The sequence below is a fragment of the Streptomyces sp. NPDC032745 genome, from assembly GCF_055579465.1.
This window is the reverse complement of sequence record NZ_JBVING010000010.1, coordinates 168052-190136: the sequence shown is the minus strand read 5'-3', so window position 1 is coordinate 190136 and position 22085 is coordinate 168052. Positions and strand designations below refer to the sequence as shown.

General features: G+C 71.6%; 21 protein-coding genes. 13 read left to right on the top strand and 8 right to left on the bottom strand.

Annotated elements, in window-relative coordinates; translation table 11 throughout:
- Window positions 1-97: 97 nt before the first annotated feature.
- Entirely contained in the window at window positions 98-301 is a 204-nt protein-coding gene (locus ACZ5WG_RS25700) for a hypothetical protein (RefSeq protein WP_236647540.1), read from the top strand.
- A complete protein-coding gene (locus ACZ5WG_RS25695; RefSeq protein ID WP_468726186.1) occupies window positions 298-717 on the top strand; it encodes a hypothetical protein in 420 nt (139 codons plus the stop codon). The genes ACZ5WG_RS25700 and ACZ5WG_RS25695 overlap by 4 nt, the downstream gene beginning before the upstream one ends.
- A 24-nt stretch (window positions 718-741) precedes the next feature.
- On the opposite strand, the gene ACZ5WG_RS25690 is transcribed toward ACZ5WG_RS25695, so the two are convergent.
- The 3 genes from ACZ5WG_RS25690 to ACZ5WG_RS25680 all read right to left on the bottom strand — a co-directional run bounded on the left by ACZ5WG_RS25690 (window position 742) and on the right by ACZ5WG_RS25680 (window position 4279).
- Window positions 742-2058, bottom strand: a complete 1317-nt coding sequence (locus ACZ5WG_RS25690; protein ID WP_468726185.1) for a M28 family metallopeptidase — start codon at window positions 2056-2058, stop codon at window positions 742-744.
- 230 nt (window positions 2059-2288) lie between these two features.
- Window positions 2289-3239, bottom strand: a complete 951-nt coding sequence (gene rarD / locus ACZ5WG_RS25685; protein ID WP_468726183.1) for an EamA family transporter RarD — start codon at window positions 3237-3239, stop codon at window positions 2289-2291.
- Between the two features lie 185 nt (window positions 3240-3424).
- A complete protein-coding gene (locus ACZ5WG_RS25680; protein WP_468726181.1) occupies window positions 3425-4279 on the bottom strand; it encodes an SDR family oxidoreductase in 855 nt (284 codons plus the stop codon).
- A gap of 120 nt (window positions 4280-4399) precedes the next feature.
- On the opposite strand from ACZ5WG_RS25680, the gene ACZ5WG_RS25675 reads away from it, so the two are divergent.
- Window positions 4400-4762, top strand: coding sequence for a winged helix-turn-helix transcriptional regulator (locus tag ACZ5WG_RS25675; RefSeq protein ID WP_468726179.1), 363 nt, complete (start codon window positions 4400-4402; stop codon window positions 4760-4762).
- Window positions 4763-4853: 91 nt separating this feature from the next.
- Here the strand turns inward: ACZ5WG_RS25675 and ACZ5WG_RS25670 are convergent, their stop codons facing one another.
- From ACZ5WG_RS25670 to ACZ5WG_RS25650, 5 genes are all read right to left on the bottom strand, one after another.
- On the bottom strand, window positions 4854-5921 hold the full coding sequence (locus ACZ5WG_RS25670) for a 2-oxoacid:ferredoxin oxidoreductase subunit beta (RefSeq protein WP_468726178.1): 1068 nt from the start codon (window positions 5919-5921) through the stop codon (window positions 4854-4856).
- Window positions 5914-7857 (bottom strand): 2-oxoacid:acceptor oxidoreductase subunit alpha, encoded by a 1944-nt coding sequence (locus tag ACZ5WG_RS25665; protein WP_468726176.1) that lies wholly within the window; start codon window positions 7855-7857, stop codon window positions 5914-5916. Before ACZ5WG_RS25665 ends, ACZ5WG_RS25670 begins: the two co-directional genes overlap by 8 nt.
- Window positions 7858-8144: 287 nt before the next feature.
- Window positions 8145-8804 carry a response regulator transcription factor gene (locus tag ACZ5WG_RS25660; RefSeq protein WP_030161942.1) on the bottom strand — a complete coding sequence of 220 codons (660 nt, stop codon included), beginning with the start codon at window positions 8802-8804 and terminating at the stop codon, window positions 8145-8147.
- A 143-nt stretch (window positions 8805-8947) separates the two neighbouring features.
- On the bottom strand, window positions 8948-10231 hold the full coding sequence (locus ACZ5WG_RS25655) for a sensor histidine kinase (protein WP_468726174.1): 1284 nt from the start codon (window positions 10229-10231) through the stop codon (window positions 8948-8950).
- A gap of 330 nt (window positions 10232-10561) precedes the next feature.
- Entirely contained in the window at window positions 10562-11824 is a 1263-nt protein-coding gene (locus ACZ5WG_RS25650) for a sensor histidine kinase (protein ID WP_468726172.1), read from the bottom strand.
- Between the two features lie 147 nt (window positions 11825-11971).
- Between ACZ5WG_RS25650 and ACZ5WG_RS25645 the strand changes: the two genes are divergently transcribed.
- From ACZ5WG_RS25645 to ACZ5WG_RS25600, 10 genes are read left to right on the top strand one after another with little or no spacing between them, the layout of a single operon-like run.
- Complete coding sequence (locus tag ACZ5WG_RS25645; RefSeq protein ID WP_030163040.1) at window positions 11972-12379, top strand: NADH-quinone oxidoreductase subunit A; 408 nt, start codon at window positions 11972-11974, stop codon at window positions 12377-12379.
- Window positions 12370-12972: an NADH-quinone oxidoreductase subunit B gene (locus ACZ5WG_RS25640; RefSeq protein ID WP_468726170.1), complete on the top strand. Its 603-nt coding sequence runs from the start codon at window positions 12370-12372 to the stop codon at window positions 12970-12972. Before ACZ5WG_RS25645 ends, ACZ5WG_RS25640 begins: the two co-directional genes overlap by 10 nt.
- Window positions 12969-14294, top strand: coding sequence for an NADH-quinone oxidoreductase subunit C (locus ACZ5WG_RS25635; RefSeq protein ID WP_468726168.1), 1326 nt, complete (start codon window positions 12969-12971; stop codon window positions 14292-14294). The genes ACZ5WG_RS25640 and ACZ5WG_RS25635 overlap by 4 nt, the downstream gene beginning before the upstream one ends.
- On the top strand, window positions 14291-15250 hold the full coding sequence (locus tag ACZ5WG_RS25630; RefSeq protein ID WP_468726166.1) for a complex I subunit 1/NuoH family protein: 960 nt from the start codon (window positions 14291-14293) through the stop codon (window positions 15248-15250). Before ACZ5WG_RS25635 ends, ACZ5WG_RS25630 begins: the two co-directional genes overlap by 4 nt.
- On the top strand, window positions 15250-15864 hold the full coding sequence (locus ACZ5WG_RS25625) for a NuoI/complex I 23 kDa subunit family protein (protein WP_468726165.1): 615 nt from the start codon (window positions 15250-15252) through the stop codon (window positions 15862-15864). The genes ACZ5WG_RS25630 and ACZ5WG_RS25625 overlap by 1 nt, the downstream gene beginning before the upstream one ends.
- Window positions 15861-16457, top strand: a complete 597-nt coding sequence (locus tag ACZ5WG_RS25620; protein WP_468726163.1) for an NADH-quinone oxidoreductase subunit J family protein — start codon at window positions 15861-15863, stop codon at window positions 16455-16457. Before ACZ5WG_RS25625 ends, ACZ5WG_RS25620 begins: the two co-directional genes overlap by 4 nt.
- A complete protein-coding gene (gene nuoK, locus ACZ5WG_RS25615) occupies window positions 16457-16804 on the top strand; it encodes an NADH-quinone oxidoreductase subunit NuoK (RefSeq protein ID WP_030298116.1) in 348 nt (115 codons plus the stop codon). The genes ACZ5WG_RS25620 and nuoK overlap by 1 nt, the downstream gene beginning before the upstream one ends.
- Window positions 16801-18801 carry an NADH-quinone oxidoreductase subunit 5 family protein gene (locus tag ACZ5WG_RS25610; RefSeq protein ID WP_468726161.1) on the top strand — a complete coding sequence of 667 codons (2001 nt, stop codon included), beginning with the start codon at window positions 16801-16803 and terminating at the stop codon, window positions 18799-18801. The genes nuoK and ACZ5WG_RS25610 overlap by 4 nt, the downstream gene beginning before the upstream one ends.
- Before the next feature lie 38 nt (window positions 18802-18839).
- Window positions 18840-20405, top strand: a complete 1566-nt coding sequence (locus tag ACZ5WG_RS25605) for a complex I subunit 4 family protein (protein ID WP_468726358.1) — start codon at window positions 18840-18842, stop codon at window positions 20403-20405.
- Window positions 20402-21949, top strand: coding sequence for an NADH-quinone oxidoreductase subunit N (locus tag ACZ5WG_RS25600; RefSeq protein WP_468726160.1), 1548 nt, complete (start codon window positions 20402-20404; stop codon window positions 21947-21949). The genes ACZ5WG_RS25605 and ACZ5WG_RS25600 overlap by 4 nt, the downstream gene beginning before the upstream one ends.
- The last annotated feature ends 136 nt before the right edge of the window (window positions 21950-22085 follow it).

Sequence of the window (22085 nt, the reverse complement as noted above, 5' to 3'; positions counted from 1 at the left end):
CGTAGGACTGTCCGAAGGGTGGGCGGGGACTGTGTCCCTGCCCACCCTTCGGCCGTTCCGGCCCTGTGTACAGCAGGCCCGCTGTACCGTGAAAAGCATGTCGAGACACGTCACCATCCGCCTGAACGAAGAGTTCCACGAGCGCCTCAAGGCGCGCGCGGCGGCGCTGGGGACGACGGTCACCGCGCTGATCACCGAGGTGACGGAACGCGAACTCGACGAGGACCGGAAGAACTTCCTGTCCGGCATCGAGGAGTTCGCCGACCACTGGGGCTACTTCCAGGAGCGGTTCGGCAATTGAAGATCACCATGGAGTGGGCCTGGACCGCTCTGGCCCACCATCTCCCGTCGGATCCCGCCGTGTGGGACCCCTCCGGGGTGGCCGCCGCGGTCGCCCGGCACCAGAACGACCTCGTCCTGGTGCCCGAACAGCCCGCCCCGGACACCGCGTGGCGGGCCGCCGCGTTTCTGCACACCCTCGCGGTGTGCCCCGCGCTGGAATCGCCGATGAACGAGTTCTACGCGGCCGCCGCCACCCGCTCGTACCTGCGGGTGGCGGGAGCCAAGCAGCTGCCCTCGCCGGAGGAACTCGGCGATCTGGTGGAGGCGGCGAAGCTGGGCCGCGCGGACATCGGCGCGGTGGCCGAGGAGCTCCGCGCGCTGATACAGGAGCCGTTGACGGTCCCGCCGCAGGCCCGCACGGAGGACGCGCCCTGAGTCGGCGCGCCCCCGGGGCGAGCGCTAGAAGGTGATCTTCCAGCTGTTGATGTAGCCGACGTCCTGCGCCGCCCCGTCCTTGGCCTGGAGCTTCCAGACGCCGTTGGCCACCTCGCTCGACGCATTGACCGTGTACGTCTGGACGAGGTTGTCGGCGCTGCCTCCGCTGCGGTTGTGGAGGTTGTAGACGGTGCCGTCGGGGGCGATCAGGTCGACCACCAGGTCACCGCGGTAGGTGTGGACGATGTTCACGTCGACCTTGGTGGTGGCCGGGGCGTTGCCCGTGACGCCGGAGACCGTGATCGGCGAGGTCACCGCGGCGCCGGGGGAGTCCGGGATGTTCACGTCCGCCGTGTTCTCGAAGGACGGGCCCGGCGGGACCGGGGTGGCCGCCCCGAGGTTCCAGATCGCGTACGCGATGGCGTCGGAGTTGCGGTCCAGGGCGGTGTCGTTGATGTTCGCCGACGTGTCGCAGGAGGAGTGGTAGCAGCGGTCGAAGGCCTGCCCGGAGGTGCCGCCCCACTTCTGCGCCTGGGCCGCCGTCTTCGTGTAGTCGGCGCCGGAGAACAGGCCGCCGACCGGGATGCCCGCGCTCTTGAACGGGGCGTGGTCGGAGCGGCCGTCGCCCTCGGTCTCGATCTCCGTCGGGATGCCGATCCCCGCGTAGTAGTTCTTGAAGGTCTGCTCGATGGTCGGGTCGTCGTCGTAGACGAAGTAGCCCGGGTTCGGCGAGCCGATCATGTCGAAGTTCAGGTAGCCGGAGATCTTCGCCTTCTCGGCGCTCGGCAGGTTGTTCACGTAGTACTTCGACCCGACCATGCCGAGCTCCTCCGCGCCCCACCAGCCGAACCGCAGGTGCTTGGTGGGCTGGAGCTGTGCGCGCGAGACGGCCAGGGCCGTCTCCAGGATGGCGGCCGAGCCGGATCCGTTGTCGTTGATGCCGGGACCGGCGGTCACCGAGTCCAGGTGCGAGCCGGACATCAGCACCGAGTTCGGGTCGCCGCCCGGCCAGTCGGCGATCAGGTTGTAGCCGGTCGCGCCGCTGCTGGTGAAGGTCTGCAGGGTGGTCGTGAAGCCGGCCGCGTCCAGCTTGGCCTTCACGTAGTCGATCGAGGCCTTGTAGCCCGCCCTGCCGTGGGCGCGGTTGCCGCCGTTGGCGGTGGCTATGGACTGGAGCTGCGCCAGGTGTGCCTTGACGTTGGCCACCGGGATGTCGGGCGGTGTCGGCGCCGCGGCCGCCGCCGTGGGGGCGGCGAGTGCGGCGGGGGCGGTGGGGGCGAACAGGCCGGCGACCGCGATCGCGGTCACGGCGGCGAGACGCCGGGAGACGGACAGGCTCATGTGGGGGACTCCGGGATTCCGTTGGGGATTGAACGGAACGTGCGGGGTGGCGCAAGTGAGCGATAGTGCGTCAGTGCGAGCCTGATGTTCAGTGGAAGCGTGACTGTCCGTCAAGACCGAGATTCGGTCAGGGTGGTTCGGAAAACGGACGATCCCCGCTACGAGAGTTCCGTAGCGGGGATCGTGGGGGTATGGGGCCGGCGCCCGGTGCTGCGCGGTGCTGCCCGGTACTACGCGGGCTCGGGCTCCGGGGCCGTCGCCGGCCGGGCGGCCCGGGCCGCTTCGAGCCGGGCCCGGGTCTTGCCCGCCGTACGCAGTGCATCCCAGGTCAGCAGCGCGAGCGCGGCCCAGACCAGGGAGAACCCGGCCCAGCGCTCGGGCGGCATCGCCTCGTGGAAGTACACGACGCCGAGCCCGAACTGGAACACCGGGGCCAGGTACTGGAGCAGCCCGAGCGTGGACAGCGGGACCCGGATCGCGGCCGCCCCGAAGCAGACCAGCGGGATCGCGGTGACCAGCCCGGTCGCGGCCAGCAGCGCCCCGTGCCCGAGGCCCTCTGTGGCGAAGCTCGACCGGCCCTGCGCGCCCAGCCACAGCAGATAACCGAGGGCGGGCAGGAACAGCAGTGCGGTCTCGGCGGCGAGCGACTCGACCCCGCCCATGTTGAGCTTCTTCTTGATCAGCCCGTAGGCCGCGAACGAGAAGGCCAGCACCAGCGAGATCCACGGCGGCCGCCCGTACCCGACGGCGAGCACCACCACCGCGGCGACGCCGATGCCGACCGCCGCCCACTGCGCCCGGCGCAGCCGCTCACCGAGGACCAGCACGCCGATTGCGATGGTGACGAGCGGGTTGATGAAGTAGCCCAGGCTGGCCTCGACGACCGCGCCGTTGTTCACGGCCCAGATGTACAGGCCCCAGTTCACGGAGATCACCGAGGCGGCGAGCGCGGTCAGGGCGAGCTTGCGGGGCTGGCGGAGCAGCTCCCGTATCCAGCCCCAGCGGCGCATGGCCAGCAGCAGGATCCCCACCACGCCCAGCGACCACACCATGCGGTGGGCGAGGATCTCGACGGCCCCTGAGGGCTTGAGCAGCGGCCAGAAGAGGGGTACCAGCCCCCACATTCCGTATGCGCCGAATCCGTAGAGCAAACCCGTGCGCTGCTCGTTTTCCGCCTTCACGGGGCCTCCAGTCACAATCCAGCCAACTTCACGAAGGTAGCGTCGGACGAGCCGGATGTCATGCCCGTAGGCGGGAGATACTCATGACACCTCCGAGACCTTGTGCGGCCGGGGCGGCGCGGGCTCGGGCCGCGGGCGGTGCGGCTCGGGCGTGGCCGGTGCGGCTCGGGCGTGGCCGGTCCGGCTCAGGCCAGGGCGGAGGCGATCGCGTCGGCCACCGGGGTCGTCGGGCGGCCGATGAGCCGGGACAGGTCCCCGCCGGTGTGGGCCAGCCGGCCGCGGGAGATCGCCGCGTCCACGTCGACGAGGATCGCCGCGAAGCCCTCGGGGACCCCGGCGCCGGTCAGGATCGACAGGTGCGCGTCGGCCGGGACCTCGGTGTACGCGACCTCCTTGCCGGACTGCACCGCGATCTCGGCCGCGTACTCCGCCAGGCTCCACGCGGTGTCGCCGGAGAGCTCGTACACCTGGTTCAGGTGGCCCTCGCCGGTCAGTACGGCGGCCGCCGCGGCCGCGTAGTCCGCCCGTGCGGCGGAGGCGATCCGGCCCCCGCCCGCGCTGCCCACGACCGCACCGTGCTCCAGGACGGTGGCGAGGTGGTGCGTGTAGTTCTCGTGGTACCAGCCGTTGCGCAGGAAGGTGTGGGGGAGGCCGGAGTCGAGGATGGCCTGCTCGGTGACCTTGTGCTCGGCGGCCAGGTCGAAGTCGGCCTCGGGGCCGCCGAGGATCCCGGTGTACGCGAGCTGGGCGACGCCGGCGGCCTGCGCGGCCTCGATCACCGCGGTGTGCTGCGGCACCCGGCGGCCGACCTCGTTGCCGGAGATCAGCAGGACGCGGTCGCCGGACCGGAAGGCGGCGGCCAGGGTCTCGGGGGCGTCGTAGTCCGCGATGCGGACCTCGACGCCGCGCTCGGCCAGGTCGGCGGCCTTCTCCTTGCTGCGGACGACGACGGCGACGCGCTCGGCGGGGACCCGGTTCAGCAGCTCCTCGACGACGAGGCGGCCGAGGGCTCCGGTGGCTCCGGTGACGACGATGCTCATGGGGTGCGCTCCTTGCGTTGAGGGCCGTGCCTTGCTTCGCGGCACGGCTCCGCGGTAAGCACCACACTAAAAGGGAGCGCTAACCTTTCGTAAGTACCCACTTCAGAGTAAGGTACTGGCATGAAGGTAAGTGTGAAGGCCCCGATGTGCCCGTCCCGCGGAGTGCTGGAGCACGTCACCAGCCGCTGGGGCGTACTGGTCCTGGCCGCCCTCGTCGAGCGCTCGTACCGGTTCAGCGAACTGCGCCGGGAGGTGGGCGGCGTGAGCGAGAAGATGCTGGCCCAGACCCTGCAGACGCTGGAGCGCGACGGATTCCTGCTGCGCGACGCCAAGCCCGTGATCCCGCCGCGCGTGGACTACTCGCTCACCGAGCTGGGGCGCGAGGCCGCCGAGCAGGTGTGGGCCCTCGCCCGCTGGACCGAGCGGCGCACCGCCGACGTCCAGGCGGCCCGCACCGCGTACGACGAAGCCCGGAGCTCCTGAGTCTGGAACTCCGGGCCTGGCCTGGCCGGGCCGTCGCCGGTACGGGCGTACGGCGCACCTGCGTACCGCGGGGTACGGGTCGTCGCAGGGGTCAGCCGACGACCGTCCACGTGTCGTTGCCGGCGAGCAGGGTGCTGAGGTCGCCCTTGCCCTTGTTGTCGATGGCCGTGTCGAGCTGCTCGGCCATCAGCGTGTCGTAGACCGGCCGCTCCACGCTGCGGAACACCCCGATGGGCGTCTGGTGCAGGGTGTCGGGGTCGGCCAGCCGGGACAGCGCGAACGCGGTGGTCGGGCCGGCGGTGTGCGCGTCGTGGACCAGGATCCGGGACTCGTTCTCCGGGGTCACCGCGACGACCTCCAGCTCCCCGGTCGCCTGGTTGCGTACGACGCCCTTGTGCCCGTCGACGCCGAAGCGGATCGGCTGCCCGTGCTCCAGCCGGATCACCGCCTCCTGCGCCTGCGTGCTGTCCTTCAGGACCTCGAAGGCGCCGTCGTTGAAGATGTTGCAGTTCTGGTAGATCTCCACCAGCGCCGTGCCCTGGTGGTCCGCGGCGGCCCGGAGCACCTCGGTGAGGTGCTTGCGGTCGGAGTCGACGGTCCGGGCCACGAAGGAGGCCTCGGCGCCGAGCGCCAGGGACACCGGGTTGAAGGGGGCGTCCAGCGAGCCCATCGGCGTGGACTTGGTGATCTTGCCGACCTCGGAGGTCGGCGAGTACTGGCCCTTGGTCAGCCCGTAGATCCGGTTGTTGAAGAGCAGGATCTTGAGGTTGACGTTGCGGCGCAGCGCATGGATCAGGTGGTTTCCGCCGATGGAGAGCGCGTCGCCGTCACCGGTGACCACCCACACCGACAGGTCGCGGCGCGAGGTGGCCAGGCCGGTGGCGATCGCCGGGGCGCGGCCGTGGATGGAGTGCATTCCGTACGTGTTCATGTAGTACGGGAAGCGGGAGGAGCAGCCGATGCCGGAGACGAAGACGATGTTCTCCTTCGCCAGTCCGAGCTCGGGCATGAAGCCCTGGACGGCCGCGAGCACCGCGTAGTCGCCGCAGCCGGGGCACCAGCGGACCTCCTGGTCCGACTTGAAGTCCTTCATGGACTGCTTGGCGTCGGCCTTGGGGACGAGCGAGAGCAGGTGGGGGGCGTCGGTCACCTCAGTCATTGATGGCCTCCTCGAGAACCTTCGCGAGCTGCTCAGCCTTGAACGGCATTCCGTTGACCTGGGTGTACGACTGGGCGTCGACCAGGTACTTCGCCCGGATCAGGGTGGCGAGCTGCCCGAGGTTCATCTCCGGCACCACTACCTTGTCGTAACGCTTCAGGACCTCCCCGAGATTCCTCGGGAAGGGGTTGACGTGGCGCAGATGCGCCTGTGCGACCGGGATCCCGGCGTTCCGCAGCCGGCGGACGGCGGCGGTGATCGGGCCGTACGTGGAGCCCCAGCCGATGACGAGGGTGCGGGCCTGGTCGGGGTCGTCGACCTCCAGCTCGGGGACCTCGATGCCGTCGATCTTGGCCTGGCGGGTGCGGACCATGAAGTCGTGGTTGGCCGGGTCGTACGAGATGTTGCCCGTGCCGTCCTGCTTCTCGATGCCGCCGATCCGGTGCTCCAGCCCGGGTGTCCCGGGGACCGCCCACGGGCGGGCCAGCGTCTGCGGGTCGCGCTTGTACGGCCAGAAGACCTCGGTGCCGTCCGCGAGCTCCTGGTTGGGGCTCGTCGCGAAGGGCGTCTTCAGGTCCGGAAGATCCGCGATGTCCGGGATCCGCCAGGGCTCGGAGCCGTTCGCGAGGTATCCGTCGGAGAGCAGGAACACCGGTGTCCGGTACGTCAGCGCGATCCGCGCCGCGTCCAGGGCCGCGTCGAAGCAGTCCGCCGGAGTCTTCGGGGCCACGATCGGCACCGGGGCCTCGCCGTTGCGCCCGTACATCGCCTGGAGCAGGTCCGCCTGCTCGGTCTTGGTCGGCAGGCCCGTGGAGGGGCCGCCGCGCTGGATGTCCACGATCAGCAGCGGCAGCTCGAGCGAGACCGCGAGCCCGATCGTCTCGGACTTGAGCGCGACTCCGGGGCCGGAGGTGGTGGTCACGCCGAGCGCGCCGCCGAAGGCCGCGCCGAGCGCCGCGCCGATGCCGGCGATCTCGTCCTCGGCCTGGAACGTGCGCACGCCGAAGTTCTTGTGCTTGCTCAGCTCGTGCAGGATGTCCGAGGCCGGGGTGATCGGGTACGAGCCCAGGTAGAGCGGCAGGTCGGCCTGCCGGCCCGCTGCGATCAGCCCGTAGGCGAGGGCCAGGTTCCCGGAGATGTTGCGGTACGTGCCGGTCGGGAAGGCACGGGTCGCCGGGGCCACCTCGTAGGAGACCGCGAAGTCCTCCGTCGTCTCGCCGAAGTTCCAGCCCGCCCGGAAGGCGGCCACGTTCGCCTCGGCGATGTCGGGCTTCTTCGCGAACTTCTGCCGCAGGAAGTTCTCCGTGCCCTCGGTGGGTCGGTGGTACATCCAGGACAGCAGGCCCAGCGCGAACATGTTCTTGCTGCGCTCGGCCTCCTTGCGGGAGAGCCCGAAGTCCTTCAGCGCCTCGACCGTGAGGGTCGTCAGGGGCACCGGGTGGATGTTGTAGGCGCCCAGCGAGCCGTCTTCCAGCGGTGAGGTCTCGTAGCCCACCTTGGCCATCGGGCGCTTCGTGAATTCATCGGTATTGATGATGATCTCGGCACCGCGCGGGACGTCCCCGATGTTCGCCTTCAGCGCCGCCGGATTCATCGCCACCAGCACGTTCGGGGCGTCGCCCGGCGTCAGGATGTCGTGATCGGCGAAATGCAGCTGGAACGAGGAGACGCCCGGCAGGGTGCCGGCAGGGGCGCGGATCTCGGCCGGGAAGTTCGGCAGCGTGGAGAGGTCGTTCCCGAAGGAAGCCGTCTCCGAGGTGAACCGGTCACCGGTGAGCTGCATACCGTCACCCGAGTCACCTGCGAACCGGATGATCACCCGGTCGAGGCGGCGTACTTCCTTGCCGCTCGGGCCCGGGGGCGTCCGTTGTTCGCCGACTACAGCCCCCTCGGCCCCGTCGGCCTGTTCTGCTGGGCTACTGACCTGGCTGGTCACTGAACTGGACCTCCTTCGAGGCTTGGCGTTCCCGCTCCCAAGGTCAACCCTACGTCGGTAGGAGTGGCCTCCTCGGGGGACGCTCGTATTCTGGACCGTCGTCTGCGGCGGTCTGTCGAGAGAAATCCGCGGGATTCCGCGGAATTCCGAGAGATTCCGAGATTGCGTGCCGTGCAGAAATAGTTCGAGCTCCCTGCGGCCAGGTGCGGTATCGCCGTACCTGACAGAGTGTCAGTTGATCAAGGTTTTGATCAATGCCCCCGTGTTTCGGTCAGGGGATGTGCCGATCAGGACCGCAGGTAGGTGAGGACGGCCAGGACTCGCCTGTGGTCCCCGTCGCTCGGGGACAGCCCGAGCTTCATGAAGATGTTGCTGACGTGCTTCTCCACCGCTCCGTCGCTGACCACGAGCTGCTTGGCCACCGCCGAATTGGTCCGGCCCTCGGCCATCAGGCCCAGCACCTCGCGCTCGCGCGGGGTCAGCCCCGCCAGCACGTCCTGCTTCCGGCTGCGCCCGAGCAGCTGGGCGACCACCTCGGGGTCCAGGGCGGTCCCGCCCCGGGCCACGCGCACGACGGCGTCCAGGAATTCCCGTACGTCGGCCACGCGGTCCTTGAGCAGGTACCCCACTCCGGTACTGGAACCGGCCAGCAGTTCTGTGGCGTACTGCTCCTCCACGTACTGGGACAGCACGAGCACGCCTATCCCGGGATGCTCCCTGCGCAGCCGTACGGCGGCCCGTACGCCTTCGTCGGTGTGCGTCGGCGGCATCCGTACGTCGGCCACCACCACATCCGGCAACGCGTCCTCGGCCGCCAGCTCCGCCACCGTCTTGATCAGGGCTTCCGCGTCCCCGACGCCCGCTACGACGTCATGCCCCCGGTCGGTCAGCAGCCGGGTCAGGCCCTCACGCAGCAGCACTGAATCCTCGGCGATGACCACCCGCACCCTGTCTTCCACGATCCAGCAGCTCCCGCGTTCACACGTTCCCCGATGTCCCTGACTCAGCCAAGCATCCCAGCCTCGAGGACGGATGTAGGCGAGACCGGATCAACGCGTGGCCGCGGGAGCCGGAGCGGATCGTCCGGGATCTACCTGGTACGCCAGGGGAGCTCGGCGGTGACGGTGGTGCCGCTGCCGGCCGGCGAGTCCACGACCAGCACCCCGTCCACGGCGCCCAGGCGCTCGGCGAGTCCCGGCAGCCCGGTGCCCGCGCCGTCGGTGCTCGCACCGCCGCGCCCGTCGTCCGCGACCCGGATCAGCAGCCGGTCCCCGGACTTCCACACGTCCACACCCGCGGTACGGGCCCCGGAGTGCTTGCTGATGTTCTGCAGCAGCTCCGAGACGGTGAAGTACGCGATCCCCTCGACGGCGGAGGCCGGCCGGTCCGGAAGGTCCACGGACACCCGCACCGGCACCGCGCACCGGGAGGCCACGGAGGACAGCGCCGCGTCCAGACCGCGGTCCGTCAGCACGGCCGGGTGGATCCCGCGGGCCAGGTCCCGCAGCTCCTGGAGCGCGATCTTCACCTCCCCGTGTGCCTCGTCCACCATCCGGGCGGCGGCGCGGGGGTCCTCGGCGAGCTTCTCCCTCGCCAGTCCCAGGTCCATGGCCAGTGCCACGAGGCGGGCCTGCGCGCCGTCGTGCAGGTCCCGCTCGATGCGCCGCAGGTCGGCGGCGGCGGTGTCGACCACGACCCCGCGGTCGGACTCCAGCTCCGTGACGCGGTGGTCGAGGCGCGACGGACCGAGCAGCCCGCCGACCAGGACGCGGTCGACGGTGGTGAGGGCCCGCACCACCCAGGGCGTGACCAGGGTGAGCCCGAGCCCGACCAGGCAGGTGAGGGCGATGTCGAGCGGCGTATCCAGGTACATGGTGTAGTCGTCGTTCTGGAACAGCTGCAGCCCCGGCCAGTCGGTGTAGGCCGGGAAGACCCAGAACCACACCGGGTACAGCAGGAAGGCCCATCCGTAGGCCCAGAACACCAGTGCCACGGTGAAGGCGAAGACCGCCCACGGGAGGTGGATCACCGAGTACAGCGCGTGCCGCCAGGCGCTGCCGCTCTTGAGCATCGCGCCCATGGCGGCGAGCGGACCCCGCTTCTCGGCCCGGACGGGCGCGGGCTCGGCGATCTCGACCCCGAGCAGGCCGCGCACCCGGGCCCGCTCGACCCGCCCGAACCCGCGGCACATGGCGAGCACCCCGGCCAGGACCGGGACCCCGAGGAAGGTGACCAGCAGCCCGGCGCCGAGGCTGACGCCGGTGATCGCGAGCGAGAAGTACAGCACGCTCAGCGGCAGCCCGAGCATCAGGTACCCGAACTCCCGCCAGGTCCGCCCCTCGAGGGGAGCCCGCAACGCACGCCCGAAACCCATGTCCAACCCGCCCTCTCGACACTTTGCGCAACCACCCCAACCCTCCCGCCCGGGAGCCCCCCGAACCATCGGGCGGGTAGGCGTCCCCATGGTGGGGATAACCCCACCACCGCGCAGCGAGGGGGAGGGTCCGGGGGCGGAGCCCCCGGGGGCCGGGGCGAAGCGCCGGGGCTTCCGGGTCCGGGGCGGAGCCCCCGGGGAACGGGGGAAGGGCGGGTAGGGGGCCGGCCCCGCAGGGCCCACCCCCGACGGCGGGGGCAACGTGAACGATCGGGACCCCCGCCCACACCCTGGACGGGGGTCCCGATCAAAAGGCCGCGGCCGGCGCAATCAGCCGCGCCCGCGCCACGGCAACTCGGCCGTCACCACCGTCCCCTCCCCCTCGGGGGAGTCGACGACGAACACCCCGTCCACGGCCCGCAGCCGCTCCGCCAGCCCCGCCAGCCCCGAGCCCCCCACCGCATCGGCCCCGCCCCGACCGTCATCCGACACCCGGATCAAAAGCCGCGCCCCGACCCCGACCCCGACCGCGACCCCGACCCCGACCCCGACCCCGGATCCGGCCCCCGCCCCGGGTCGGCCGTCCGCGGCCGTCGTCCGCCACACCTCCACGCTCGCGCCCCGCGCCCCCGCGTGCTTGCTCACGTTCTGCAGCAGCTCCGACACCGTGAAGTAGGCGATCCCCTCAATGGCGGCCGCAGGCCGCTCCGGCAGATCCACCGCCACCTTCACCGGCACCACGCACCGCGACGCCACCGACGACAGCGCCGCATCCAGCCCCCGGTCCGTCAGCACCGCCGGGTGGATCCCCCGCGCCAGGTCCCGCAGCTCCTGCAGCGCCAGCTTCACTTCCCCGTGCGCCTCGTCCACCATCGCCGCCGCCCCCTCGGGATCCTCCAGCAGCTTCTCCTTGGCCAGGCCCAGCCCCATCGCCAGCGCCACCAGCCGCGCCTGCGCTCCGTCGTGCAGGTCCCGCTCGATGCGCCGCAGGTCGGCCGCCGCCGTGTCGACGACCACCCCCCGGTCGGACTCCAGCTCCGCGATCCGCCGCTCCAGCTCGTCCGAGGGGGACAGCAGCCCTCGTACCATCAGCCGGTCGACGTTCGACAGCCAGCGCACCACGTACGGCAGCACCGGCCACAGCACCAGCAGCCCGACCAGCGCCACCGCGAAGGTCAGCACCCCCCACGGCAGCCGCACCAGCTCGTACAGCACGGTCCGCCAGGCCACCGGGTCCTTCACGCCCGCCCACAGCCAGGGGAAGAACCCGCCGGCCCGCCGCGGTCCCGGCAGCGGAGTCGGCTCCTCCACCCGTACGCCGAGCAGTGCGCGCGCCCTCGCCCGCTCCAGCCGTCCCAGCTGGCGGGACGCGAGCAGACCGGCTGCGAGCAGCGGAAGACCGATCGCGGTCACGGACAGGCCGCCCGCGGTCGCCACCATGGTCACGGTGTAGACGAACCCGACGAGTGCGAGCGGAAGATTGCTCAACAGATGGACGGTCTCTTTCCACGCCACGGACCCCAGGGCCGGGCGTACGGGGGGAGGCCGGTCGTTGTCGGGACCCTGGTGGGAGACTTGAATGCGCGCGGTCATGCGCCCCAGCCTGCCAATATCGCCCCGCGGGTGCCATGGGGTAGCCGGGCCGCTGTAAACGGGGGATAACCCCACCCTGTGTGAGCCAGGCCCTAGACTCCCGTCCGTACCAGATCGTCGACAGTGGCCAAGGAGCGAGGAACGGACGTGCCCGACCCAACGGTATCGACCGTAACCGTGCTCGCAGCAGACTATTTCCGGAGTTATTCGGTCGTCGGCCTGCTGGCCGTCCTCGGTGTGCTCTTCGTGGCCGTCGCGTTCGGCGCGGGCCGCCTGCTGAGACCGGTCGTCCCGACCCCTGAGAAGCTGCTGACGTACGAGTGCGGTGTGGACCCCGTCGGCGAGGGCTGGGCGCACACCCAGGTCCGCTACTACGTCTACGCGTTCCTCTACGTCATCTTCGCCGTCGACTCGATCTTCCTCTTCCCGTGGGCGACGGTGTTCGCCGCCGCCGGTTACGGCGCCACGACGCTCGTGGAGATGTTCATCTTCCTGGGCTTCCTGGCCGTCGGCCTGCTCTACGCGTACAAGAAGGGCGTCCTCGAATGGACGTGACACCGGCCGTGACGTCGGCCGAGCCCCAGCTGCTCCCGGAGCCCAAGAGACTGGGAGTCCTCTCCCGCCTCGCCCCGGAGCCCATGAAGGTGGTCCTGAACTGGGGCCGCCGCTACAGCCTGTGGGTCTTCAACTTCGGCCTCGCCTGCTGCGCGATCGAGTTCATCGCCGCGTCGATGGCCCGGCACGACTTCATCCGGCTCGGCGTCATCCCGTTCGCGCCCGGCCCGCGCCAGGCGGACCTGATGATCGTCTCGGGCACGGTGACGGACAAGATGGCCCCGGCCGTGAAGCGGCTCTACGAGCAGATGCCGGAGCCGAAGTACGTCATCTCCTTCGGCGCCTGCTCCAACTGCGGCGGGCCTTACTGGGACTCGTACTCGGTGACGAAGGGCGTCGACCAGATCATCCCCGTCGACGTCTACGTCCCCGGCTGCCCGCCGCGCCCGGAGGCGCTGCTGCAGGGCATCCTCAAGCTCCAGGAGAAGATCGCTCGGGAATCGCTGGCGGACCGCTATGCGGCGGGGCCGTCGGTCGCGCAGCTCACCAGCGGCCTGATCACGCCGCCGCCCGCACCGGGGGCCGGCGCATGAACCTCTACGACTCCCTCCCCGACGCCGCCGCGACCGTCTTCGGCGCGGAGGCGGTGGCCGAGTACGCGTACGACGTCCTGACGGTCGACGTGCCGGTCGGCAGCTGGATCCCGTCGCTCGAGATCGCCCGGGACAAGCTGGGCTGCACGTACTTCGACTGGCTGAGCGCGGTGGACGAGCCGGGCACCGGCTTCCGGATCTGCGCCCACGTCGTGTCCCTCGAGAACCACCGCGTACGCCGCCTGCTCCTGCGTACGACGGTCCCGCACGCGGCGCCCTCCCTCCCCTCCGCGGTCGCGATCTACGCGGGTGCGGAATGGCACGAACGCGAGACGTACGAGATGTTCGGGGTGGTCTTCACCGACCACCCGCACCTCGTCCCCCTCCTCCTCCCGGAGAACTTCGAGGGCCACCCGCTGCGCAAGGACTTCGTCCTGGCTGCGCGCGTCGCGAAGGCCTGGCCGGGCGCCAAGGAACCGGGCGAGGCGCACGACCCCGACGCCCCGAAGCGTCGCCAGATGCTCCCGCCGGGCGTCCCGGACCCCAACGACTGGGGCCCCCTCAAGGGCCAGCTCCCGCCGGCCCCCGCCCGCCCGGCCCGCACCGCCCGCGCCCCCCGCGAGGGCGCCCCGACCCGCCGCCCCCGCCCGGCGACGGACGCCCCGGCCGGCCAGGCGACCCCGCCGGCGCAGCCGGAGGCCGAGACCCCGCGCCCGGCGCGCCGTACCCGCACGGCATCGGACGGCTCGGCCAGCCAGGCCGTCCCGCCCGCGGAGGCAGCGGTGACGCCGGCCGTCGAGGAGGCCGCCGCCCCGGCCGAGTCCCAGCCCGAGCGCCCGCGCCCCGCGCGCCGTACCCGCACGGCATCGGACGGCTCGGCCAGCCAGGCCGTCCCGCCCGCGGAGGCAGCAGCGACGCCGGCCGCCCCGGAAGCCGCCGCCCCGGCCGAGGACGCGCCGCAGGCCGACGTCCCTCCGCGTCCGGCGCGTCGTGCCCGTTCGACAGCCGACGGCTCGGCGAGCCAGGCAGCCACGGGGCGCACGGTGGCGCCGGGCAGGCGCCCGGCTCCCCGCAGCGCGGATGCCCCCTGGCACAATCCCCAGCCCGCCTTCGCGGACCAGGACTCGGAGCCGGAACCGGAGCCGGAGCCGGAGCCCAAGCCCGGCTCCGCACCCGCGGCCGGCCCGCGCCCGAAGGCGGACCCCCGCCCGAAGGCCGAGCCGAAGGCACCCGCCCCCGGCGCGGCCGACCCCGGCCCGGAGCCCGAGGCCGGGACCGGCCACACCCCTGAATCCGAATCCGACAACGGAGGCGACGCGTGAACGACGTCCTCGACGTCGCCCTGCGACTCATCGTCGTCTTCGCCGTCTTCCTCGTGCTCCCGCTCGTCGTCGGGCAGACCGAGCACAAGGTGATGGCGCACATGCAGGGCCGCCTCGGCCCCATGTACGCCGGCGGTTTCCACGGCTGGGCCCAGCTCGTCGCCGACGGCGTGAAGTTCGCGCAGAAGGAAGACGTCGTCCCGGCCAACGCCGACCGCCGCATCTTCCAGCTCGCCCCCGCCGTCGCCCTGCTCCCGTACCTCCTCGTCCTCATCGCCATCCCCATCGGCCCGGGCGAAGGCGCGGTCGGCCAGGCCATCGACGCCGGGCTGTTCTTCGTGCTCGCCGTCATGGGCGTCGGCGTCCTCGGCAGCCTGATGGCCGGCTGGGCCTCCGCCAACAAGTTCTCCCTGCTCGGAGGCCTGCGCACCGCCGCACAGCTCCTCGCGTACGAGCTCCCCATGCTGCTCGCCGCCGCCTCCGTCGCGATGGCCGCCGGGACCGTGTCCCTGCCCGGCATCGTCGACGCCTTCCAGTGGTGGTGGCTGCCCTGGCAGATCACCGGCGCGCTCGTCTTCTTCACCGCCGGCCTCGCCGAACTCCAGCGTCCCCCCTTCGACATGCCCGTCGCCGACTCCGAGATCATCTTCGGCGCGTACACCGAGTACACCGGCCTGCGCTTCGCGCTGTTCCTGCTCGCCGAGTACGCCGGCATCGTCGTCCTCTGCGCCCTCACCACCGTCCTGTTCCTCGGCGGCTGGCACGGCCCGATCGCCGACGGCTGGGTCTGGACCCTCCTCAAGACCGCGGTCCTCGCCTTCGTCGTGATCTGGCTCCGCGTCACCTACCCGCGGCTGCGCGAGGACCAGCTCCAGAAACTCGCCTGGACCACACTCATCCCGCTCGCGCTCGCCCAGATCGCGCTCACCGGCATCGTGAAGGTGGCGATCCAGTAATGCCCATCCCCGGATCCGGCCTCGCCAAGGGTCTCGCCGTCACCCTGCGCACGATGACGAAGCGCGCGCACACCGCCCAGTACCCCGAGGTACAGCCCGAGCTCCCGCCCCGCACCCGCGGGGTCATCGGCCTGTTCGAGGAGAACTGCACGGTCTGCATGCTGTGCGCCCGCGAGTGCCCCGACTGGTGCATCTACATCGACTCCCACAAGGAGACGGTCCCGGCCGCCGCCCCCGGCGGCCGCGAGCGCAGCCGCAACGTCCTCGACCGCTTCGCCATCGACTTCTCCCTCTGCATGTACTGCGGTATCTGCATCGAGGTGTGCCCCTTCGACGCCCTCTTCTGGTCGCCGGAGTTCGAGTACGCGGAGACGGACATCCTCGAACTCACCCACGAGCGCGACAAGCTGCGCGAATGGATGTGGACCGTCCCGGCCCCGCCTGCCCTGGACCCGGCCGCCGAGGAGCCCAAGGAGATCGCCGCCGCCCGCAAGGCGGTGGAGAAGGCCGAGGCCGCCGCCGCGGCAGCCGCGGCAGCCGCCGAGCCTGCCGAGCCCGCCGCGCCTGCCGCGCCCGAGACCGATGCCCCGAACACCCCGGAGGGAGACGCGTGACCCCCGCAGCCACCGCCCTGGCCGCCGCGGCAACGGGCAACGGGTTCCTCTCCCCGACCGGCGTCGAGATCGCCTTCGTCCTCGTCGGCCTCGCCACCCTCGGCGCGGCCGCGATCACGGTCACCACCAAGCAGCTCGTGCACGCCGCCCTCTGGCTGGTCGTCGCGCTCGGCGGGATCGCCGTCGAGTACCTGCTGCTGACCGCCGAGTTCATCGCCTGGGTCCAGGTCCTGATCTATCTCGGTTCCGTGGTCGTCCTCCTCCTCTTCGGGCTGATGCTCACGAAGGCCCCCATCGGCCGCTCCCCGGACGCCGACTCGAACAACCGCTGGGTCGCCCTCGGCGTCGCCCTCGTCGCGGCCGCCGCGCTCGTCTGGGTCGTCGTCGACGCGTTCCGCACCACCTGGATCGATCTCGACGGCCCCGCCCAGGGCTCCACCCAGGTGACCGGCGAGATCCTCTTCCAGCACTGGGTGCTGCCCTTCGAAGCTCTCTCCGTCCTCCTCCTCGCGGCCCTGATCGGTGCCATCGTGCTCTCCCGCAGGGACGCCGCCGCCGGTGAGCCCGACGACCAGAAGGGGCAGCAGCGCTGATGCACCTCGCCTATCCCGCCGTGCTCGCGGCGCTCCTCTTCTGCACGGGCCTGTACGGAGTGCTCGCCCGCCGCAACGCCATCCTGGTCCTGATGTCCGTCGAGCTGATGCTCAACGCCGTCAACCTCAACCTGGTGGCCTTCGACGTCTGGCTGCGCGACACCCTTCACGCCGGCCAGGCCCTCACCCTGTTCACGATCGCCATCGCCGCCGCCGAGATCGGCATCGGCCTCGCGATCGTGCTGATGGTCTACCGCAACCGCGGCACCTCGGACGTCGACCGGCTGCGCGACACCGCCGAGGGCCACGAGCCCGCCCCGAACAACCAGAGCGAGGTCACCGCGTGAGCACCACGACCCTCGCGGTCCTCGTCCCGCTCCTGCCCTTCCTGGGCGCGGTGGCGGGACTGCTGCTCGGCCGCAGCGCACCCGGGTTCGTCCGGCCCCTCGCGGTACTGCCGGCGCTGGCCGCGGCCGTGCTGGCCGTGCTCGTCGCCGTCCGCCAGGGCGGCGGCAAGCCGATCGTCGCCTCGACGGAGCTGACCCCGACCGGCTCGGTGCCGATCGACCTCTCGCTCTACCTGGACGGCTTCGCCGTCCTGGTCGCCGTGCTGGTCGGCGTCGTCGCCACCTGCGTACAGCTCTACTCGACGGCGTACCTCCGTGAGGACCCGCGCTACCCGTCGTACGCCGCTCTGGTGTCACTGTTCACCTCCGCCATGCTGGTCGTCGTCTACTCCGGCGACCTGATGGTGCTGCTGGTCGGCTGGGAGATCATGGGCATCTGCTCGTACTTCCTCGTCGGCCACTACTGGGAGACCGAGGCGGCCCGCTCCGCCTCCCTCAAGGCCTTCCTCGTCACCAAGCTCGGCGACGTCCCCTTCCTGATCGGCCTGTTCGCGCTCGCCGCCGACGCCGGCTCGTTCGAGATCCCCAAGATCCTGGGCACCGTCGCCGCGGGCGGGCTCGACCACCCGACGCTGATCGCGCTCCTCCTGCTCGCCGGCGTCGCCGGCAAGTCCGCGCAGTTCCCGCTGCACACCTGGCTTCCGGACGCCATGGCGGGCCCCACCCCGGTCTCCGCGCTGATCCACGCCGCGACGATGGTCGCCGCCGGTATCTACTTCGTCGCCCGCCTCCTCCCGGTCTTCGCGGACTCCCGGGCCGCACTGGTGGTCATGGCCGTCATGGCGGCCGTCACGATGCTCGGTTCCGGCCTCGCCGCCCTGGCCCAGGACGACATCAAGCGGGTGCTCGCCTACTCCACGATCGGCCAGCTCGGCTACATGCTCGGGGCCCTGGCCGTCGGTGACCGCGGCGCCGCCATCTTCCACCTCCTCTCCCACGGCGCCTTCAAGGCGCTCCTGTTCCTCGGTGCGGGCGTGATCATCCACGCCGCCGGGACGAACTCCCTGGCCGCCATGTCCCGGATGGACGGCCTGGCCAAGCGCATTCCCGACGCCTTCTGGACCATGACGATCGCGCTGCTCGCGCTCGCCGCGATCCCGCCCTTCGCCGGCTTCTTCTCCAAGGAAGCCGTCCTCGTCGCCGCCGAGCACGCCGCCGGCGGGCACTCGGAGTCCGCCCCCAGCGCCGCCGGCTGGGTCGTGCTCGTCGCCGGCGTGCTGACCGCCCTGCTCACCGCCGCCTACGCCACCCGGCTGTGGCTGATGGCCTTCCGCGGCCGGGGCGCCGCCGCCCCCGACCACGGCAAGGAGCCCGTCGCCATGACCGGCGTGCTGTGGGTACTCGCGATCCCGACGGTCGGCTTCGGCCTCGCCGCCGGCCCGATCGCCGACTGGTTCGACGGCAACGAACTCACCCCGTCCCTGACCACCTCGGTCCTCGGCACGGGAGCCGCTGCCGTCGGCGCGGTGCTGACCTACGCCCTGTGGCAGCGGGCCACGGCCAAGGCCGCCGCCGTTGGCTACGGAGCCGGCGCGTCCGCGTCCGCCGCCGCCGCGGAGTCCGCCGCCGAGACCCCCGAGGTCGCCGAGGTCACCCACGACCACCCCGCCGTCCCGGCCGGAGCAGCCCCCGACCCCGGCCGGGCGCTGCTCGGCCCGCTGCACCGCCACGCGGCCGACGGCTTCCACCTCGACGCCGTCTACGACCGGCTGTTCGTCCGCCCCGTCCGCGCCGCCGCGAGCCTCGTCCGCTTCCTCGACCGCGAGGTCGTGGACACGTACGTCCGCGGCGCGGGCGCCGGCCCCCGGCTGCTCGGCGGTCTCGTACGCCGGGCCCAGACCGGCAACGTGCAGAGCTACCTGAGCGCCCTGCTCGCCGGCGCCGTGGTCCTGGCGATCGCCACCGCCGTCCTCGCCAACGTCAACGCCGGATCGTGAGCCGTGAGTCAGCCGTGATTGATATCAGCCCGTCCGTGATGCAGTTCCTTCTGGCGTTCGTCGTGGCCGCACCGCTCCTCGGCGCCGCCGCGGCCCTCCTGCCGGCCCCGCCCGGCCTCAAGGGCAAGAGCCCCGAACAGGCCGTGCTGCGCCACGGCGTGACCGTGACCGGCGTGATCCTCGCCGCGGCGATCGCCCTCGCTCTGGGCTTCGACCACGACGCCCCGGCCCGCTTCCAGGCGACCACCGACATCAGCTGGATCCCGGCGCTGGACGTCCGGATCCACCTCGGCATCGACGGCATCTCGCTCCCCCTCCTCCTGATGACCGCGCTGCTGTTCTTCCTCTGCGCGCTCTACAGCTACTTCAAGTTCCCCGACGGCCCGTCCCCGAAGGCCTTCGTCGCACTGCTCCTCGTCCTCGAGTCCGGCACCCTCGCGACCTTCGCCGTCCTCGACCTGCTGCTGTTCTTCCTCGCCTTCGAGATGGTCCTCATCCCGATGTACTTCCTCATCGCCCGCTGGGGCGGTGCTCAGCGGCAGGCCGCCGCCTGGAAGTTCATCCTCTACACCCTCCTCGGCTCCGTGGTCATGCTGCTCGGACTGCTGCTGATCGGGCTGAACAGCGGCACTTTCGACATGGTGGCCCTCGCCTCCGAAAACGGCCGCGAACTGAGCCACACCACCCAGCTCCTGGCCGTCCTCGCCATCGGCATCGGCCTCGCCGTGAAGACCCCGATGTGGCCGTTGCACAGCTGGCTGCCCGACGCCCACACCGCCGCGCCCACCGTGGGCTCCGTCCTGCTGGCCGGCGTGCTGCTCAAGATGGGCACGTACGGGTTCGTGCGCATCCTGCTCCCCATCACGCCCGACGGCATGGCCACCTTCGCCCCCTACCTGGGCGCCTTCGCCGCCATCGGCATCATCTACGGGTCCCTCGCCTGTCTCTCGCTCGCCCGCAAGGGCAACAAGGGCGACCTCAAGCGCCTCATCGCGTACTCCTCCGTCGGCCACATGGGCTTCGTCCTCCTCGGCATCGCCTCGATGACTCCCACCGGCGTGAACGGCGCGCTGTTCGCCAACATCGCGCACGGTCTGATCACCGGCCTTCTCTTCTTTCTTGTCGGTGCGCTCAAGGACCGTTACAAGACCGCCGATCTGGACACCCTCGCCGGAGCCACCGGGGCCGCCCTCTACGGCCGCGCCCCCCGGCTCGGCGCCCTCCTCGCCTTCGCCGCCGTCGCCTCCCTCGGCCTGCCCGGCCTCGCCGGCTTCTGGGGCGAGATGCTGGCCCTGTTCGGCGCGTTCGACCCGGCCGAGGGCCTGTCCCGGCCCGCGTTCCTCACCTACATGGCCTTCGGCGCGTTCGGCACCCTGCTCACCGCCGCCTACCTGCTGATCGTCGTACGGCGCATCTGCATGGGCGACCCCGCGGCCCGGCCCGAGTCCGAGCCCGCGCTCGAACTCGCGGACATCCAGCGCTACGAGTTCGCCGCCTGGACCCCGCTCGCGGCCCTCACCGTCCTCGCCGGCCTGTGGCCCGCTGTCCTCCTCGGCCTCACCGACCCGGCCGTCCAGAAGCTCCTCGCAGGAGGCAACGCATGACGGCCCTGTCCGCCCTGTCCGCGGCCGCGGCCCCGGCCGCCGAGACCGCGAGCCTCGTCCAGAGCGTCGACTGGCTCGCGATCACCCCCGTGGTGCTCCCCGCCGCCGTCGCCCTGGTCGTCCTCGTCGCCGACCTCTTCGTACCCGAACGGCTCAAGCCGCTGCTCGGCTGGCTCTCCGTCGCCGGCCTCGCCGCCGCGACCGTCACCCTGCTGCCGCTGCGCGCCGGCGACCGCGCCACCTTCTGCCTCACCACCGACCCCGGTGCGTGCAGCTACACCGCCGACCACTTCACGCTCGTCATCCAGTTCCTGGTGCTGGCCGGCGCCCTGGTCACCGCCCTGCTGTCGGTCACCACCGTCCGCGACGCGCGCATGCCGGCCGGCGAATACTGGTTCCTGCTGCTGTCCTCCGCCGCCGGCGCCGCCCTGCTGCCCGCCTCCCGCGACCTCGCCACCCTGATCGTCGCCCTCGAAGTCGCCTCGCTGCCCGCCTTCGCCCTCGTCGGCATGCGCCGCGGCGACCGGCTCTCCTCCGAAGCCGCCCTCAAGTTCTTCCTCTCCTCCGTCACCGCCACCGCCGTGTCGCTGATGGGCATCAGCTTCGTCTACGCCGCCACCGGCTCCCTGTACCTCACCCAGGTCGCCGACCGCCTCGAGGACGTCCCCGGGCAGCTCGACACCCTCGCCATGGCCGGCGTCGCGCTCACCCTCGTCGGCTTCGCCTTCAAGACCGCCGCCGTCCCCTTCCACTTCTGGGTTCCGGACACCTACATCGGTGCCCCGCTGCCCATCGCGGGCTACCTCTCCGTGATCGGCAAGGCCGTCGGCTTCACCGGCCTCATCCTCGTCACGGTGATCGCCTTCCCGGCGTACTCCGACATCTGGGGCCCGGCCCTCGCCGTCCTCGCCGCGCTCACCATGACGCTCGGCAACGCCGCCGCCCTGCGCCAGCGCGCGGACCGGCCGGGCAGCGCCGTCCGGCTGCTCGCCTGGTCCTCGGTCGGCCAGGCCGGCTACCTGCTGGTCCCGATCGCGGCCGCCGCGTACTCCGATCGCGATCAGATCGGCTCCACCGTCGCGTACGCCCTCATGTACGCCGCCGTGAACCTCGGCGCCTTCTCGGTGGCCGCCCTCGTCGCCCGTACGAAGCCGCAGAACCGGATCAGCGACTACCGCGGCCTCTACGCGGAGCGCCCCGCCGCCGCCCTCGCGCTGGCCTTCTTCCTGCTCTGCCTGGCCGGCCTGCCGCCGGGCCTCATCGGCCTCTTCGCCAAGGTCACCGTCTTCCGTTCCGCGGTCGACGCGGGCCTGGGCTGGCTCGCCGTGGTCATGGCGGTCAACGTCGTCATCGCCCTGTACTACTACCTGCGCTGGACGGCGCTGCTCTTCCGCGCCCCGGAGGGCCCCGCCGAGGCCGCCCGTACGAAGGCCCCGTGGCCGGTCACCGTCGCGATCGCGATCACGGCCGTCACCGCCGTGGTGCTCTCAGGGGCCCCGCAGCTGGTCCTGCGCTTCGCCGCCGGCAGCCTGTTCCCGCAGTAGCCCGCTCCGGCAGACCCGTACGCCGGTCCGGACGTACGCCGGTCCGGACGTACGCCGCGCCCCGTACGGAGCAACGCCCGCCGCCGCACCGCCGCCCCGGACACCGGGGCGGCGGCCCGGCACGCCCTGGGAACCA

Bases quoted from the DNA above. Each gene is read 5' to 3' on its own strand.
- ACZ5WG_RS25700 (WP_236647540.1), top strand. From the start codon at position 98: ATGTCGAGACACGTCACCATCCGCCTGAACGAAGAGTTCCACGAGCGC.
- ACZ5WG_RS25690 (WP_468726185.1), bottom strand. From the start codon at position 2,058: ATGAGCCTGTCCGTCTCCCGGCGTCTCGCCGCCGTGACCGCGATCGCG.
- ACZ5WG_RS25680 (WP_468726181.1), bottom strand. From the start codon at position 4,279: ATGAGCATCGTCGTCACCGGAGCCACCGGAGCCCTCGGCCGCCTCGTC.
- ACZ5WG_RS25675 (WP_468726179.1), top strand. From the start codon at position 4,400: ATGAAGGTAAGTGTGAAGGCCCCGATGTGCCCGTCCCGCGGAGTGCTG.
- ACZ5WG_RS25670 (WP_468726178.1), bottom strand. From the start codon at position 5,921: ATGACTGAGGTGACCGACGCCCCCCACCTGCTCTCGCTCGTCCCCAAG.
- ACZ5WG_RS25655 (WP_468726174.1), bottom strand. From the start codon at position 10,231: ATGGGTTTCGGGCGTGCGTTGCGGGCTCCCCTCGAGGGGCGGACCTGG.
- ACZ5WG_RS25650 (WP_468726172.1), bottom strand. From the start codon at position 11,824: ATGACCGCGCGCATTCAAGTCTCCCACCAGGGTCCCGACAACGACCGG.
- ACZ5WG_RS25640 (WP_468726170.1), top strand. From the start codon at position 12,370: ATGGACGTGACACCGGCCGTGACGTCGGCCGAGCCCCAGCTGCTCCCG.
- ACZ5WG_RS25635 (WP_468726168.1), top strand. From the start codon at position 12,969: ATGAACCTCTACGACTCCCTCCCCGACGCCGCCGCGACCGTCTTCGGC.
- ACZ5WG_RS25625 (WP_468726165.1), top strand. From the start codon at position 15,250: ATGCCCATCCCCGGATCCGGCCTCGCCAAGGGTCTCGCCGTCACCCTG.
- nuoK (WP_030298116.1), top strand. From the start codon at position 16,457: ATGCACCTCGCCTATCCCGCCGTGCTCGCGGCGCTCCTCTTCTGCACG.
- ACZ5WG_RS25605 (WP_468726358.1), top strand. From the start codon at position 18,840: ATGCAGTTCCTTCTGGCGTTCGTCGTGGCCGCACCGCTCCTCGGCGCC.
- ACZ5WG_RS25600 (WP_468726160.1), top strand. From the start codon at position 20,402: ATGACGGCCCTGTCCGCCCTGTCCGCGGCCGCGGCCCCGGCCGCCGAG.